The sequence below is a fragment of the Deinococcus seoulensis genome (genome assembly GCF_014648115.1).
In the GTDB taxonomy this organism is placed as follows: domain Bacteria; phylum Deinococcota; class Deinococci; order Deinococcales; family Deinococcaceae; genus Deinococcus; species Deinococcus seoulensis.
This window is the reverse complement of the sequence record NZ_BMQM01000029.1, coordinates 33,604-47,980: the sequence shown is the minus strand read 5'-3', so window position 1 is coordinate 47,980 and position 14,377 is coordinate 33,604. Positions and strand designations below refer to the sequence as shown.

Here is a 14,377-nt window from a genome sequence, read left to right as displayed (position 1 = left end):
CATGCATCGCGCCTCGCTTGAGGCTCAGAAAAGATACAGGCCACCAGCGAATCTGTCAACACCCCCCGGCCCCGCCATCCTTCACCTTCCGGTAGCAGCGGCGGCACGGGCCTGTCAGGCACGCAGTCAGGTACGCAGCCGCCAGGACCGGATGACGTGCGTGGTAGCCTCTGGACATGCAGCTGAACGTGGTGTTTTTTGCCCGCCTGAAGCGGGAAACTGGCGTCGAGCACCTGGTGCTGGAGGCGGCCGAGGGCAGTGACGTGCGCGCCGTGGCGGAACTGGTCGAGGCGCAGTTCGGAATCAGCCTGCGGGGCTGCATGGTCGCCGTGAACGAAACCTACGCCTCACCGGAAACGGTCCTGACGCCCGGCGCGGAGGTGGCCTTCCTGCCGCCCGTGGCGGGAGGCTCAGGTGACAGCCCTGCAGAGCCGCACGACGACCAGCCGCCTCACGACGGGCAGACGCACTGCGAAGTCACGGCCGAACCCCTGCGCCTGGAACAGGCCGACGCCTACCTCGTCCGCCCCGAATACGGCGCGCAGGCCTACTTTGTGGGCACGGTCCGCAGCCCGAACAAGGGCCGCACCGTGGAATTCATCGAGTACGAGGGGTACGCCCCCATGGCGCGCAGGGTCATGCAGGGAGCGGCCGACGCCGCCCGCGAGCGGCACGGGGAACTGCGCGTGTACCTTCAGCACCGCGTGGGCCGCCTGCTGCCGGGCGAGGCGAGCATCCTGATCGGGGTGGCCAGCCCGCACCGCCGCGCCGCGCTGGAAGCCTGCGATTTCATCATCGAGCACCTGAAAGTGCATGTGCCCGTCTGGAAACACGAGGCCGACGAGGACGGTCAGCACTGGGTGGACGGACAGACCGCGCACGACACGCTGTAACCACGGCCCCCTACCGCGCACGGACGGTACTGGGCCTACGGACGGTGCTGTGCTTATGGGCGGTGCTGGGCGTTGCGGGCCTGCTCCTGCAGGAAGTACGCCGACGGACCGTACTGACGGGCGTGCGCCTCGAACGCGCGGTAGTACCGGCTGGCCAGCAGGACCATCGCGGCCGTGACACCGATCAGGGCGCTGAGGTGCTGCCAGCTGCCACTGCTGCCCAGCAGACTGTTGAACACGGCGTGCAGGGTCACGCTCAGCAGCAGCCCCTGCGCCACCCAGGCCCGGCCCCGCTGCCAGTGCAGGCCTCCCAGCGCGTAGCCCTGCGGGGCGCTGAACAGGGCGTGCGCCAGGGTCGCCAGCAGGGAATGCCACGCGCCGGCCCCACTGCCGAACTCCAGGGTGTAGGTCAGGTTCTCCATCAGCGCGAAGCCCAGCGCGGCCGTCACGGCGTACACCAGTCCGTCCATCGGTTCGTCGAAAGCCAGTTCCGTGATGGCGGTCGTGGCCGCCACGAACTTGAACCCCTCCTCGATCAGGGCGGTCAGGATCACCACGGTCAGGACGGCCAGCGGCACAGTGGACGACAGCATGCGGCCCAGACTGGCTTCCAGCGCCGCCGCGATCAGCCACGCGAACATGCCCCACGCAAAGGTGCGGGCCAGCAGCCACAGCGGTTCCGGGTGCCGGTCGCGCCGCACGAAGAACCACAACCACGCGAACGTGACCGCCACGGACACCAGCAGCGACAGCAGCAGCGAGAGGGTCACGCGGCGTTCCCGGCGTTCCTCAGCGGGACCGGACGAGACCGGCGGTGCGGGCCTGCGCCGTGCGGGTCTGCATGGACGCGCTCGCCAGGTGCGTCAGGGCCAGGGCCAGCGCGTCGGCGGCGTGATTGTTGAACAGTTCGCGGATGCCCAGGCTGGCCTTGACCATGTAGATCACCTGCTCCTTGTCGGCGCGGCCCGTTCCGACCAGCGACTGCTTGACCTGCATGGGGCCGTAACTGTGGACCGGCACGCCCGCCTGCGCGCAGGCCAGCTGCACCACCCCGAACGCCTGCCCGACCTTGAAGGCCACGTCCGCCTGCCGGCGCAGAATCTGATCCTCGATGGCCACGGCGTCCGGCTGGTACTCCGCGATCAGGCGACTGACCTCGGCGTGCAGGTACTGCAGGCGGCGCGGCATGATCCAGGCGCTCTCGGTGGTCAGGCACACGTGGTGCAGGTGCCGGGCCTTGCGGACATCTCCTTCCACCAGCCCCAGGCCGAGGTTGGCGAGTCCAGGGTCAATACCAAGAACGATCACCCCCCCAGGATACGCGATGCGGCGCCGCCCGGCAGGAAAAAACCCCCGCCAGTGCGGGGGCCGGAAGCACACGGGTGAAACGGGCGTTACAGACGGCTCTTGGGGTCGAAGGCGTCGCGCAGACCGTCACCCAGGAAGTTGAAGGCCAGCACCGTGATCAGGATCGCCAGTCCGGGCCAGAACGCCAGGTACGGGTGCTCCAGCACGACCTCGTTCGCGTTCGAGAGCATGTTGCCCCAGGTGCTGACGGGCGGCTGGATACCGAAGCCCAGGAACGACAGGGCCGCCTCGCCCAGGATCGCGCCGCCGACGGCCAGGGTGCCGTTCACGATGATGACGGCGACCACGTTCGGCACGAGGTGACGGAACATGATGCGGGCGTTACGGGCGCCCAGGGCGCGGGCGGCGTCCACGTACTCCAGGTTCTTGAGTTTCAGGACCTCGCCGCGCACCAGGCGGGCGGTGCCCATCCAGCCGAAGAACGTGAAGATCCCGATGATGATGAACACGCTGGCGTTCGGCGTCTGACGCAACGCCACGATGGCGGGAGCGTCACTGGCGAGCAGCAGGGCGCTGAGGGTCAGCAGCAGCGGCAGTTCCGGAATGGACAGCATCAGCTCGATGAAACGGCTGATGGCCGTATCGACCAGTCCGCCCAGGAAACCGGACAGCAGCCCCATGATGGTGCCCAGCCCGACACTGAAGATCGCGACCGTGAAGCCCACGATCAGGCTGACGCGACTGCCGTAGATGATGCGGGACAGCATGTCGCGGCCCAGGCTGTCCTGCCCCAGCAGGTGCTGCGCGCCGGGCGGCGAGTAGATGCCTTCCAGGTCCTGGGCGTTCGGGTCGTACGGCGCGATCAGCGGCGCGAAGATCGCCATCAGGATCAGCGCGGCGATCACCACGAGGCTGATCATGGCGGCCCTGTGGCGGCGCAGTCGGCGCATGGCGATCTGCAGGGTCGAGCGGCTCTTGGCGGGCCGGGCGGCCGGGGTGGTTACAGCGGAGGTCATGGCAGCCGTCCTTTAGGAGTACCGGATCCGGGGATCGACGAGGGCGTAGGCGAGGTCGGTCAGCAACTGGAACACGACGGTCAGCAGGGCCAGCATCATCAGGCAGACCATCACCACGTTGAAGTCCTTGGTGACCAGCGCGTCCAGGATGGCCTTGCCCATGCCCGGCCAGGAGAACACGGTCTCGGTGATGACGGCCCCGCCGAACAGACCGGGAATGCTCAGACCCATGATGGTCACGATGGGCGTCACGGCGTTCCGCAGCGCGTGCTTGTACAGCACCCGGCGGTCCGCCAGTCCCTTGGCGCGCGCGGTGCGCACGTAATCCTGCGTGAGCGTTTCGAGCATGTTGGCACGCATAAACCGCATGGTCACGGCGATCTCGCGCAGCATCAGGATCATCAGGGGCAGCAGCAGGTACTTCAGTTTGTCCAGCGTCACGGCCAGCCACCCGGCTTCCGGGGGCACGTCGCCGCCCAGCCCGCCGGGCGGCAGGGACAGCAGTCCGCCCGTCAGTTGCGGCAGGTAGATCGCGAAGAAGTACAGGGCCAGCGCGCCCACCCAGAACACCGGGGCGCTGACCGCCACGAACGCGAAGAAGGTCAGCAGGTAATCCAGCACCGAGTACTGCCGCACGGCACTGAAGATGCCCAGCGGCACGGCGATCAGGGTACTGATCACCAGGGCGGGCACGGTCAGCAGCAGCGTGTTCGGCAGGCGGTTCTGGAAGATGTACTCCAGCGCGGGAATCCCGAAGTCCTGCGAGTACCCGAAGTTCCCGGTCACGGCCTGCTGCAACCAGAAGAAGTACCGGGTGATCCACGGCTGGTCCAGGCCGTACGCGGCGCGCAGGCGGGCGATGTCCTCGGGGGTGATGTTGCTGTTGCCGAACACCAGCTGATCGACCGGGTCGCCGGGTTGCAGGGCGGTCAGGCCGAAGATCACGAGGCTGATCACCAGCAGCAGCGGAATCATCTGAATCACTCGTCGTAGTGCGTAGGTTCCCATGTTCGAACTCCTGAAAAACGGCGCGGGAGGGAAAGCGTGTGTGCCTTCCCTCCCGCGCCCGGCGCTGGGCGGTCCACGCCCGGTGGCCGCGCCCGCGGGCGTTTACTTCTGCTTGTACTCCTCGGCGGCCCCGCGGCTGGCCCAGCCGATGTTCGCAGCGTTCCAGCTGGGGTACTGCGTAATGGCGCTGAAGGTGTAGTTCACGAGGCCGGGGACCTTGGTGTACACGTTCACGCGGAAGTACAGGGGCAGGGCGGGCACCTCGGCGTTCCAGATGGCCTGCATGCGGTCGAACAGCTTGATGCGGTCGGCCTGGTTGAACTCAACCTTCGCCTGCTTGTACAGCTTGTCGTACTCGGCGTTGTTCCAGCCGGGATTGTTCTGGCCGGAGTAACCGTTGGCGGCGGTGGGGATGCCCTCGCTCTTCCAGAGGTTGCCTTCCTCGAACACGGGGTTGTTCGACCAGGCGTACATGGCCATGTCCCACTTGCCGCTCTCGCCCTTGCTCAGGAAGTCCGGCCCGAAGATGACGCTGGCGGGGTAGTTCTGGATGTTCACCTGCACGCCCACGGCCTTCCACTGCGCCTGCAGGATCTGCTGCACGCGTTCGCGGGTGGTGTTCCCGGCGGTGGTGGAGAAGTTCAGACTGAGTTTCTTCCCGGCCTTCTGCAGGATGCCGTCACTGCCGGGCGTCCAGCCGAGCGCCGCGAACAGCTGCTTGGCGCGGGCGACGTTCAGGTTGTAGTCGTTGACGTCTTTCTTGTACAGCTTGCTGACCGGGCCAATCCAGCTGTTGGACACGGCCTGCTTACCCTGGAACAGCGCCTTGGTCAGCGCGTCACGGTCGATGGCGTACAGCAGGGCCTGACGCATGCGCGGGTCATCCAGGTCGAGGTCCTTGGCGCGCTGGCCGCGGGCGTTGATGTCGATGTGCTCCCAGACGGCACCGGGCACGAAGTACGTCTTGTACTTGCTGCGCTCGTTGCGGGACAGGTCCACGCCCTGGTCGAAGGTCAGACCGACGGCGCTCACGGCGTCCAGCTGCCCGGACAGGATGTTCACTTTCAGGGTGTTGGTGTTCGGGATGAAGCGGTACGTGACGGTCTGCACGTAGTTCTCGGGGTTCTTGGGCTGGTTCCAGTACACCGGGTTGCGGGTCATGGTCAGGCTGTTGCCGGTGCGCCACGCGGTGGGTTTGAAAGGCCCGGCGACGACCTTGGGCAGGTTGCGAGCGGTCGTGAAGGACGCGATGAACTTCTTCCACTCCTCGTTGACGACCTTGGCGTCCTTCTCGTTCTTCGTCTTGGCGTCGAAGGCGTTCCAGGCGGCGCTCATGACGTGGCTGGGGGCCAGACCGGGGCTGACCTGATCCGCGAACAGGTAGGGCGGCTCGAAGGTGATCGTGAAGGTGTCGGCGTCGTTCACGGTGATCTTCGCGCGGTCCCAGGGGTCACGGTCGGGCACGGGCACGCGGTCGTCGTTTTCCAGCTTCAGCCAGAACTGGAAGTCCGCGACCTTGATGGGCGTCCCGTCGCTCCACTTGGCGTCCTTGCGGATGGTGTACGTGACGCTGTTGCGGATCACGTCGCCCTTGCTGTCCTTGACGACCTTGTAGTCGCCGTTGCCCAGGGTGGGAACGCGGGTGGCGATGTCGGCCTTGGTCTCGCCGTTGTCGTCCTGGTAGGTCAGGCCCGCACCCATGTAGCCGTTGATCTCGCTGGTGATGGCGAGGTTATTGGTGCTCCAGGGGTCGTAGATGTTCGGCGGTTCCTGCGAGGTGCCAACCACGAGGCTGTTGTTCGCAGGCCCGGCGAGCGCGGCGCCGAGCAGGAATGCGGTAAGGGCAAAGGTCTTTTTCATAACTGGCCTCCCTGAACACTGGGCTGATGGTGCTGCCCCTTTCCGTGAATGATGAGCGTCAGTATAGGGCACATTAAGCTTCAGTCAAGGATGGTCGCTACCATTGCAGCCAGGGGGGAGCGGACCCGGTCTTCATCATCCGGGGGAATGGGGTGAAGACCCGCAGCCCTACCACGCAGCACTGCCGTAGCAGAGCCGGATCAACAGCCCATCCATGCCGCAGCAAGAAACCCGCCCCGATCTGAAGTGACCGGGGCGGGCAGAGGCGGGAAGGACCCACTAGCGGGAAGGACTCAGTGGCTAGAAGGACTCAGTGGCTGGAGCAGCTGCCCGAGCCTTCGCCGTCCGGGGACTGGCTTCCGTCGGTGCGGAACGAGGAGCCGCACCCGCAGGCGGACGTGGCGTTGGGGTTGTTCACGGTGAAGCCGCCGCCCATCATGTTCTCCACGAAGTCCACCTCGCTGCCGCGCAGCAGGGGCAGACTCATGCGGTCCACGAGCAGTTTCACGCCGCGGTCCACGACGATCAGGTCGCCTTCGAGTTCGCGGTCGTCGATGGCCATGCCGTACTGGTAGCCGCTGCAGCCGCCGCTCTTGATGAACACGCGCACCCCGGCGTTCTCCTTGCCACTGCTGGCGAGGATGCCCTGGGCTTTCTGCGCGCCAAATTCGCTGATGCTGATTTCACGGGCGGGAACGCCGCCGGACTGTTCGGAGGTGGTGGTCGCGGTCATGCGTGAAGCGTACTACCATTCGGGTAATAAAAAAGTGCCTGGAAGGCAAATCGGATTCCGCATCCCGTATGGGGCAGGGGAACGCTTCCCCTTCCAGTGCGGCTTACATTCCTTGAGCGTACCGCTGTTAAGATGGATGGCATGACGAACCCGTATGCCGAGTGGTTCGAGCAGCTCCGCAGCGAGTACGGCGAGCAGCTCCGGGCCATGCCCCTTCCCGACGGCCTGCCCGAACACCTGCGCTCCCTGATCAACGCCAACGACGAGGACGCCATCCAGTTCATGATCAAACTGGCGTGGCAGTTCGGGGCTCAGGTCGGGTACGCCGCCGGAACCCGCCAGGGCGACACGCCCGCCGCGAACATTCCCAGTACGCCACGCGTGCAGGCCTGATCCCAGTCCGGTGATCCCAGCCGGGAATCAACGCGTTCACGCTTCACGCCGCCCCCATCAGGAGGCGGCGTTCTTCATGCCGTCATCCCGAGCCTGATCAGTGCAGCCCGGACCTGGGGGCACTCCAGCAACCCGGTTGCGGGTCCGGGTCGGGCAGCAGGCCGCGCGCGATCAGTTCGTGCAGGGTGTCGCGGGCCAGTTCGGCCAGGGTCTCAGCGGGGGCCTCGGCGGGCGGCAGGTCCGCCAGCCCCAGTTGCCGGGCGCGCAGACTCAGGTGTCGGGCCAGTTCGTCCATGCGTGACAGTCAAGCACGCCCGGCCCTCCGGCCGCAAAGGGCCGCCGCCCTGACAGGTATCAGGGCGGCGGAGACAGTCAACCGTACTTCAGTGGGGTGGGTTCAGTCGTCGGCGTGGGCGTGGGCCAGTGCGTCGCGTTCGTCGGCTTCACGCAGGGCGCGGATGCCGCGCACGATGCCGATCACGGCGAAGTACGACACGGCGGGCACGATGAAGGTCAGGATCCACAGGATGGTGTTGGCGTTCGCGGTGGTCAGCAGGCCCGCGCTGATCAGTTCGGGTTTGTACCCGGCGACCGACAGGACGATCATCATGGCCATAAATGCCACGCCTGCCGCCAGCCGGACCGGGTGGTTGGTGGGGTTCTCGGCGTAGTACTGGTTCTCGTCGGTGCGGTCGAACATGGGCACGGCGAACATCACGCCCATCACGATGCCGGGCAGGACCAGCGCGCCCACGAACTCGGCGCCGATCAGCCCACCGAACAGGTGGAATTCGAAGCTGGGGATGATCGCCAGGGCGCCGAACACCCACAGCAGGTACCAGTCGGGTTTGATGTTGTTGATGGGGGTGGTGCTGGGCGGGCCGAAGAACTCGACCGGGTGGACCGGCACGAAGGCCGCGAACAGCATGACCAGACCGGTGAACATCAGGGCCAGGATCAGCATGATGGGCGTCTGCTGGGTGATCAGGGGCACACCCACGATCTTCTTGTACGCGAGGCGCTTGGCGTACTGCGGCTGCGTGTGCTTCTGCTTGATCATGATCAGCATGTGCGCGCCGGTCAGGGCCAGCAGGATGCCGGGCAGCAGCATGATGTGGTAGCCGTAGATGCGCGGGATGATCCCGTCACCGGGGAACTTGCCGGCGAAGGCGGCCTGCGCGACCCAGTCGCCCACCCAGGGAATGGACGCGGTGATGGCGTACACGACCTTGACGGTGTTGTAGGCGTAGTTGTCGTAGGGGAGGATGTAGCCGGTCACGGCGGTCAGCGCCGCGAAGATCATCAGCAGCATCCCGATCCACCAGTTGATCTCGCGGGGTTTCTTGAACGCGCCCGTGAAGTAGATGCGCATCATGTGAATCACGGCGGCCGCGACCATGATGTTCGCCATCCAGTGGTGCAGGCGGCGCAGCATGTCCCCGAACGGCATGGCGTTGATCTTGAGTGCGGAGTGGTACGCGGCGGGCACCAGGTTGGGCTTGGTGGCCGTGCCGGGATCGAAGGAGTTCACGACCAGCGAGTTGCTGGGCTCGTACGCCAGGGCCAGCAGGATGCCGGTGATGATCAGCACGATCAGGCTGAACAGCGTGATCTCTCCCAGGAAGAAGGAGTGATGCACCGGGAAGGCTTTGCGCAGGAACTTGTCGTTCAGGCGCGAGATGTGCAGACGGTCGTCAAGCCACTGGTTCATGCGAGCTGCTCCTCCACTTCCTTCTTGAATTTCTCCCACTCAGTTTCACTGAGGAAGGGGTACGGCATGGTGGCGAAGAAGTCCGCCACGACCAGCTGCTCGCCTTCGAGCTTGATGGGCAGCTGCGCCAGCGGGCGGGGGGGCGGCCCGCCGGTGACCTTGCAGCCACGTTTGGGATCGTACTGACCGGAGTGGCAGGGGCATTTCATGCCGTCGCCCTGGTCACTGTCGCTGACCGAGCAGCCGGCGTGCGTGCAGATGTCGCTGTAGGCGACGATCTCACCGTCCACGGTGGCGTCCAGTTTGGTGGGTTCCACCAGCTGCCCTTTCGGGAAGCGGTACAGCGCCAGGATGTTGTTCGGGTCGCCCTTGCGGATGACGTTGTTGCCGTCCTTGTCCTTGCCCATCGGCCAGGCGCGCACCAGCTGGTCGCTGAGGTCGCTGACCTTGATGGGCTGGCCTTCCTTGCTTTCCGAGGCGTGCACGAGCACGTCACCCTTGACGGGCGGGGCCTTGTCGGGCGTCAGGCGGAAGATGGGGTTGGCGGTGCCCAGCGCGCTCACGAGGCTGACCGTGCCGACGGCGGCGGTGGTGCCCATGGCGACGTTGATGAACTTCCGGCGCGTGATTTCGGGGTCCTGTTTCTTGTAACGGGTCATGATTCAAACCTCTTGGCCAAGCCTGCTGGGGCGGTGAGCAGCCGGGGGCCGCTTACCAGGGGAATTCGCCGCTGGTGTCCTCGACCAGCACCTCGCCGTCCATGAAGTACTTCTTGTACAGGCCGATGCTGGCGGCGAGCATCAGCAGGATCATCGCGGCGTAGAAGCCCTCGGCGGTCACGTTGGGCATGACCGGTTCCTTGGCGCCCCAGCCGGCGTAATCGGTGACCATCTGACGCACGAACAGCACGCTGAACAGGATGCTCAGGCCCAGGGTGGTCAGGATGCCCAGGGTCGCCAGCGGGGTGGACCGGACCTTGTGAATGCCGGGGTGCAGTTCCAGACCCTCGGCCCAGACGCTGTACAGGCCGATCAGGCCGTACGTGAGCAGCACCAGGATGAAGGTGCCCAGGAAGATCTCGGGCAGCTTGAGGTCTTCAGGAACGAAGCGGCTGCGGTTCTTCAGGACGGCCGGGTCCACCTTGGTCTGCCCCTCGGCGACCAGGGCGGGCGTCAGGAGTTCCTCGGACTTGTTGCCCCAGGAGTTCAGGACGTAGTTGGCGACCGCGTAGACCTCGTTGTCCTTGAGCTGCGGGAAGGCCGGCATGCCGCCCTTGCCCTTGGTGATGATGGTGTGCACGTACACGGGGTCCGTGAGGATCTTCGTGTCACCGGTCAGTTTGGGGCCCACGCCGCCCTGGCCCTGCAGGCCGTGGCAGCCGGCGCACCCGGCAGTCTGTTCGTAGACGGTTTTCCCGAGCGTCGGGTATTCCTTACTGATGTTCGCCACGACCGCCGGGTCGACCACCACGGGTTCCGGTGCCGTTTCCTTGTTGAACAGGAACAGCAGGATGATCCACATGATGGCCGCGCTCACGATGGCGACCCAGGGCATGACAGCGTCGTTTCTTTCCACGTTCCCTCTCCCTCAGCGTGAAGTGGCCTGTAATTCCCCGCCGCCTGGCGGATGGAACCCCTTCTCGGCCTTACTCTTGAGACCTAATACGGGTCAGCATAGCACGCACCGAATGCGCTCCCAGTCGCGTTTTGAAGTGATATTCAAACGGCTGCCTGACGTGCTGTTCGGCCGGCTGTCAAGGAGCTTTCCGCGGGACTCAGGCACCCTTTATGTTGCCCCTTACCGGGCGGTTAAATGTCCCCCACTTCGCTCCCGCCGGGCGCCTGAACCGCTCCCGGTTGCGCAGTTCAGCCCGGCGCCGCACCATGAACGGTCAGCAGGTCCCACAGGGCCGCCGCCAGCAGTGTCACGTCACGGTTGTCCGGATGTTCGCGCGGGTCCTGGCCTCCTTCTGTCAGAAGGGCCACCAGCAGCGGGCGCGGCGTGAAGATCACGCCCACGTCGTGGTGCACGCCCGCCAGTTCACCGCTCTTGCTGGCCACGCGGTACAGCGGCTCGCCGTCCGGGTCGGCCGGAACGCCACGGCCGATCAGGTCGCGGTACTGCTGGCGTTCCAGGATGCCCAGGGCCAGCGCCGTGTGGGTCGGGTCGAGCAGGTCGCCCGCCAGCAGGCGCCGCAGCAGCCCGGCCTGATCGCGGGCGGTCGTGGCGTTTCGCTCGCCGCGCCGCTGGGCCTCGTTGCGCTGGTCGGGCGGCAGTTGCAACTTCCCGACCAGCCGGGTGCCGTTCAGGCCGTGCGCGCCCAGCCAGCGGTTCACGGCATCCACGCCCAGCCGCTCGATGGTCAGGTTGGTGGCGGTGTTGTCACTGACGATGATCATCAGGGTCAGCACGTCCTGCCAGGACAGTGCCAGCCCGGCGCCCAGTTCGTGCAGCACCCCGGCTCCCGGTACGCGATCGGCCGCCTGCAACACCACACGGTCTTCCAGGCTCAGGTCGCCGCTCTGGGCAGCCTGAAGCGCCATGACCAGCAGCGGCACCTTGATGGTACTGGCGGCCGGGAACACCCGGTCCCCGTTCAGGGTGGCCAGCGCCTTACCGTCCAGCGTGCCCACCCACAGGCCGACCGTGCCAGCGAACCCGGCGTCACTCAGCCGGGCCTCGAAGGCCGCCAGCGCCTGCGCTTCGTCCTGCTCTCCCCTCCCCCGCATCATGTCAGTCCGGAAGGATCAGCCCGGCCAGCCCTGCGAACGGGTGCGCCGTTCCCACCGGACGCAGCGTGCAGAAGGGCGGCCCGCCGTCCGGTTCCACGCGGTGCGGACAGGTGGGGCACTCCGGGAACGCCTGATCGGTGTACGCGAGGTCGGCCTCGGCAGTCTCGATCACCCACTCGCGCGCGCACCCGGCGCGGAAGGTCACGGGCGCGGCCACCTTCCGGCGGCTCATTCGAGGTTCGCGATTCCCTCGCGGATGGCGTACAGCGCCGCCTGCGTGCGGTTGTTTAGTTGCAGCTTCGTGAAGATCTCGCTGAGGCGGTTGCGGACGGTCTTCTCACTGATATCCAGGCGCAGCGCGATGTCCTGGTTAGAGAACCCCTGCGCCAGCAGTTTCAGGATCATGGTCTCGCGTTCGTTCAGGTCGGCGTGCTTCTCGCTGGGCAGTTCCTCGCGCTTGTCACGGAAGTCGTCGAGGACGTTCTGGGCCATGTCGGCGTCCAGCAGCGCCTCGCCCGCCGCGACCCGCCGGATCACATCCAGCAGGGTGGTCGCGTCGGCGTCCTTGAGCACGTACCCGCGCGCTCCGGCCTTGACGGCCTCGAACACGTAGCGGTCCTGGCGGTACATGGTGATCATGATCACCCGCGCCGCCGGGTCGATCTCCAGGATGCTCTGCGTGGCCTTGACCCCGTCGAGTTCCGGCATCTGAATGTCCATCAGGATGACGTCTGGGTGCGTGTCGGCCGCGTAGCGGATCGCCTCCCGGCCGTTGGCGGCCTCACCGATGACGCGCATCCCCTCGGATTCCAGCAGGCTGCGCAGTCCCTGACGGAACAGCGCGTGATCGTCCACGAGCAACACGCGAATCATGACCGCAGTGTAGGCCACCCGCGCCGCCCTGACCGCGGCCCAGCCCCCCATCATACGGACTCAGATTGAATGGGCTGCAAAGACCGTTCAATCCGAGCGGGGCGAGCAGGAGAGAAACGGGTTCCGGACGTGGAGTTGACGGATCGGTGGTGTTCCGATCTGTTAACGAAACACACGGAATCCGTATCACGCCCCACGCCCGGACCAGGCCGCACGCGGCACCGGCAGGCAGGTGCAGAAACCTGTAAGTCCCGACCCGCTAGACTGACCGGCGTGATCACCTGGTTCGATGCCCTGCTCGTGACCCTCTGGGCCGTCCTGACTGCGCTTGGTGCCCGGCGCGGACTCGCCGGACTGGCCTGGGGTGTGGGCGGCATTGCCGTGTGCTTCCTGGCGAACTCGCTGGCCGCCGGGGCGCCCGCCGCGCTGATTCTTGCCGCGCTGCTGGGCGTCGGGACGGCCGCCGCCATCGGCCGCCTGATTCCCGCGCCACTGGAACAGCCCTGGCACCTGGGTGTGGGCGCGCTGGGCGGGTTCCTGCTGGGCGGCCTGCTGATCTCCACGCTGACGCTGGGCTTCCCGATGGACGTGCGCGTGGACGCCAGCGGCGCGCGCGCCACCTACCCGTCGGCCAGCCTGCCGAACGCGCTGTACCGGGGCGTGCGCGACTCGGCGTTGCAGGGCAGCCTGCGCGGCGTCTGGAGCGGCGGCCCCGCCCTGAAAACCCTGCTGATTCCCGACCAGGCCCGCTGAAACCGGCCTCCTCATACGGACTCCGATTGAATGGCTTATAAAGCCGTTCAATTCGAGCGGATGCGAGTAGGAGAGAAACGGGTTCCGGACATGGAGCTGGCAACCCGGCGTCCTTCCGGGTGGAGGGCGAAACAAACGGAATCCGTTTCAGCTCCGCGCCGCCCGCCTACTGCACCTGCACGGCGGGCGCTTCCGGGTGCGCTTCGGGCGGTCCCTCTCCGGCCCGCTGGCTCAGGACGGTCGCCGCGACCACCAGCAGTCCGCCCAGCGCGCCGCGTAGCCCCACCTGCTCGCCGATCAGCACGAAACTGAACAGCGTGGCCGTGACCGGCTCCAGCGCGTAGATCAGGCTGGCGCCCGCCGCACTGACCGTGCGCTGCCCGACCGTCTGCATCAGGGTCGTGGCGGCCGTGGCGATCACGCCCAGATACAGCAGCGGTCCCCACGCGCCCGCCGGTGGCCACAGTTGCCCCGGCGCCGCTATGGCCGCCCACACCCACGCCAGGACCGTGACGCTCAGCACCTGCACCAGCGTGAACGGCAGCGCCGCGTGCCGGTGCGCCATGCGTTCCAGCGTCACGATGAACCCCGCGTACGTGACCGCGCACGCCAGCGCCCAGACGTCACCGGACACCAGCGCGCCGCCCTCCCAGGACAGCAGCGCCAGCCCCAGCACCGCCAGCGGCAGCGCCGTCCACAGCAGCGCGGGCATGCGGCGGCGCTGCGCGAACACCAGCCACACCGGCACCAGCACCACGCTGAGCGCCGTGAAGAACGCCGCGCGGTTCGCGGTGGTCGTCTGAAGTGCGATGGTCTGCGTGCCGTACCCGGCGATCAGCCACGCGCCCAGCAGCGCGCCGTCCCGCCACAGACTGCGGCCGCGCCAGCCGTCCGGCGCGCGGGGGGCGCGGCCCGCGTTGCGGCGCGTCCAGGCGACCAGTGGCAGCAACGCCACCGCCGCGATCAGGAACCGCCACGCGATCAGGACCGGTGGGGGCAGCAGTTCACCCAGGGTCTTGACGACCGCGAACGTACTGCCCCACAGGCACGTCACCAGAACCAGAAGAACCACACCACGCGCCTGAGCCGACATGCCC

17 protein-coding genes are annotated in these 14,377 nt (G+C 66.7%); 3 read left to right on the top strand and 14 right to left on the bottom strand.

The window, feature by feature from the left end:
* The first annotated feature begins 176 nt into the window (after nt 1-176).
* Complete coding sequence (locus IEY70_RS16745; protein ID WP_189066169.1) at nt 177-893, top strand: molybdenum cofactor biosynthesis protein; 717 nt, start codon at nt 177-179, stop codon at nt 891-893.
* Nucleotides 894-946: 53 nt separating this feature from the next.
* Here the strand turns inward: IEY70_RS16745 and IEY70_RS16740 are convergent, their stop codons facing one another.
* The 6 genes from IEY70_RS16740 to IEY70_RS16715 form a co-directional block, all read right to left on the bottom strand.
* Nucleotides 947-1,663: a PrsW family intramembrane metalloprotease gene (locus IEY70_RS16740; protein ID WP_229778004.1), complete on the bottom strand. Its 717-nt coding sequence runs from the start codon at nt 1,661-1,663 to the stop codon at nt 947-949.
* A 19-nt stretch (nt 1,664-1,682) separates the two neighbouring features.
* The gene (gene ruvC / locus IEY70_RS16735) at nt 1,683-2,201 is read right to left on the bottom strand and encodes a crossover junction endodeoxyribonuclease RuvC (RefSeq protein ID WP_189066168.1); all 519 of its coding nucleotides are present in this window, start codon (nt 2,199-2,201) and stop codon (nt 1,683-1,685) included.
* Between the two features lie 86 nt (nt 2,202-2,287).
* A complete protein-coding gene (locus IEY70_RS16730) occupies nt 2,288-3,217 on the bottom strand; it encodes an ABC transporter permease (RefSeq protein WP_189066167.1) in 930 nt (309 codons plus the stop codon).
* Nucleotides 3,218-3,229: 12 nt separating this feature from the next.
* Nucleotides 3,230-4,225 (bottom strand): ABC transporter permease, encoded by a 996-nt coding sequence (locus IEY70_RS16725; protein WP_189066166.1) that lies wholly within the window; start codon nt 4,223-4,225, stop codon nt 3,230-3,232.
* A 102-nt stretch (nt 4,226-4,327) separates the two neighbouring features.
* Nucleotides 4,328-6,085 (bottom strand): peptide ABC transporter substrate-binding protein, encoded by a 1,758-nt coding sequence (locus IEY70_RS16720; protein ID WP_189066165.1) that lies wholly within the window; start codon nt 6,083-6,085, stop codon nt 4,328-4,330.
* A 310-nt stretch (nt 6,086-6,395) separates the two neighbouring features.
* Nucleotides 6,396-6,818, bottom strand: a complete 423-nt coding sequence (locus IEY70_RS16715; protein WP_189066164.1) for a HesB/IscA family protein — start codon at nt 6,816-6,818, stop codon at nt 6,396-6,398.
* Nucleotides 6,819-6,959: 141 nt separating this feature from the next.
* Here IEY70_RS16715 and IEY70_RS16710 point away from each other — a divergent pair, with 141 nt between their 5' ends.
* Nucleotides 6,960-7,211: a DdrH gene (locus tag IEY70_RS16710; protein ID WP_189066163.1), complete on the top strand. Its 252-nt coding sequence runs from the start codon at nt 6,960-6,962 to the stop codon at nt 7,209-7,211.
* Between the two features lie 97 nt (nt 7,212-7,308).
* Here IEY70_RS16710 and IEY70_RS16705 read toward each other — a convergent pair whose 3' ends face one another.
* The 7 genes from IEY70_RS16705 to IEY70_RS16675 all read right to left on the bottom strand — a co-directional run bounded on the left by IEY70_RS16705 (nt 7,309) and on the right by IEY70_RS16675 (nt 12,527).
* Nucleotides 7,309-7,506: a hypothetical protein gene (locus IEY70_RS16705; protein WP_189066162.1), complete on the bottom strand. Its 198-nt coding sequence runs from the start codon at nt 7,504-7,506 to the stop codon at nt 7,309-7,311.
* Between the two features lie 102 nt (nt 7,507-7,608).
* Entirely contained in the window at nt 7,609-8,922 is a 1,314-nt protein-coding gene (locus tag IEY70_RS16700; protein ID WP_189066161.1) for a cytochrome b, read from the bottom strand.
* The gene (locus tag IEY70_RS16695) at nt 8,919-9,581 is read right to left on the bottom strand and encodes a Rieske (2Fe-2S) protein (RefSeq protein WP_189066160.1); all 663 of its coding nucleotides are present in this window, start codon (nt 9,579-9,581) and stop codon (nt 8,919-8,921) included. The genes IEY70_RS16700 and IEY70_RS16695 overlap by 4 nt, the downstream gene beginning before the upstream one ends.
* A 52-nt stretch (nt 9,582-9,633) precedes the next feature.
* Nucleotides 9,634-10,497: a c-type cytochrome gene (locus IEY70_RS16690; RefSeq protein ID WP_229778003.1), complete on the bottom strand. Its 864-nt coding sequence runs from the start codon at nt 10,495-10,497 to the stop codon at nt 9,634-9,636.
* 290 nt (nt 10,498-10,787) lie between these two features.
* Nucleotides 10,788-11,651, bottom strand: coding sequence for a serine hydrolase (locus IEY70_RS16685; RefSeq protein ID WP_189066159.1), 864 nt, complete (start codon nt 11,649-11,651; stop codon nt 10,788-10,790).
* Nucleotides 11,652-11,655: 4 nt separating this feature from the next.
* Nucleotides 11,656-11,886, bottom strand: a complete 231-nt coding sequence (locus IEY70_RS16680; protein WP_189066158.1) for a hypothetical protein — start codon at nt 11,884-11,886, stop codon at nt 11,656-11,658.
* On the bottom strand, nt 11,883-12,527 hold the full coding sequence (locus IEY70_RS16675) for a response regulator transcription factor (protein WP_055362301.1): 645 nt from the start codon (nt 12,525-12,527) through the stop codon (nt 11,883-11,885). Before IEY70_RS16675 ends, IEY70_RS16680 begins: the two co-directional genes overlap by 4 nt.
* Before the next feature lie 273 nt (nt 12,528-12,800).
* Between IEY70_RS16675 and IEY70_RS16670 the strand changes: the two genes are divergently transcribed.
* Entirely contained in the window at nt 12,801-13,280 is a 480-nt protein-coding gene (locus IEY70_RS16670; protein ID WP_229778001.1) for a hypothetical protein, read from the top strand.
* Between the two features lie 166 nt (nt 13,281-13,446).
* On the opposite strand, the gene IEY70_RS16665 is transcribed toward IEY70_RS16670, so the two are convergent.
* Nucleotides 13,447-14,373, bottom strand: a complete 927-nt coding sequence (locus IEY70_RS16665) for a DMT family transporter (RefSeq protein WP_189066157.1) — start codon at nt 14,371-14,373, stop codon at nt 13,447-13,449.
* Nucleotides 14,374-14,377 lie beyond the last annotated feature (4 nt).

Coding starts and splice junctions, on each gene's coding strand:
- IEY70_RS16745 (WP_189066169.1), top strand. CDS start 177: ATGCAGCTGAACGTGGTGTTTTTTGCCCGCCTGAAGCGGGAAACTGGC.
- IEY70_RS16730 (WP_189066167.1), bottom strand. CDS start 3,217: ATGACCTCCGCTGTAACCACCCCGGCCGCCCGGCCCGCCAAGAGCCGC.
- IEY70_RS16725 (WP_189066166.1), bottom strand. CDS start 4,225: ATGGGAACCTACGCACTACGACGAGTGATTCAGATGATTCCGCTGCTG.
- IEY70_RS16720 (WP_189066165.1), bottom strand. CDS start 6,085: ATGAAAAAGACCTTTGCCCTTACCGCATTCCTGCTCGGCGCCGCGCTC.
- IEY70_RS16715 (WP_189066164.1), bottom strand. CDS start 6,818: ATGACCGCGACCACCACCTCCGAACAGTCCGGCGGCGTTCCCGCCCGT.
- IEY70_RS16710 (WP_189066163.1), top strand. CDS start 6,960: ATGACGAACCCGTATGCCGAGTGGTTCGAGCAGCTCCGCAGCGAGTAC.
- IEY70_RS16705 (WP_189066162.1), bottom strand. CDS start 7,506: ATGGACGAACTGGCCCGACACCTGAGTCTGCGCGCCCGGCAACTGGGG.
- IEY70_RS16700 (WP_189066161.1), bottom strand. CDS start 8,922: ATGAACCAGTGGCTTGACGACCGTCTGCACATCTCGCGCCTGAACGAC.
- IEY70_RS16695 (WP_189066160.1), bottom strand. CDS start 9,581: ATGACCCGTTACAAGAAACAGGACCCCGAAATCACGCGCCGGAAGTTC.
- IEY70_RS16685 (WP_189066159.1), bottom strand. CDS start 11,651: ATGCGGGGGAGGGGAGAGCAGGACGAAGCGCAGGCGCTGGCGGCCTTC.
- IEY70_RS16680 (WP_189066158.1), bottom strand. CDS start 11,886: ATGAGCCGCCGGAAGGTGGCCGCGCCCGTGACCTTCCGCGCCGGGTGC.
- IEY70_RS16675 (WP_055362301.1), bottom strand. CDS start 12,527: ATGATTCGCGTGTTGCTCGTGGACGATCACGCGCTGTTCCGTCAGGGA.
- IEY70_RS16665 (WP_189066157.1), bottom strand. CDS start 14,373: ATGTCGGCTCAGGCGCGTGGTGTGGTTCTTCTGGTTCTGGTGACGTGC.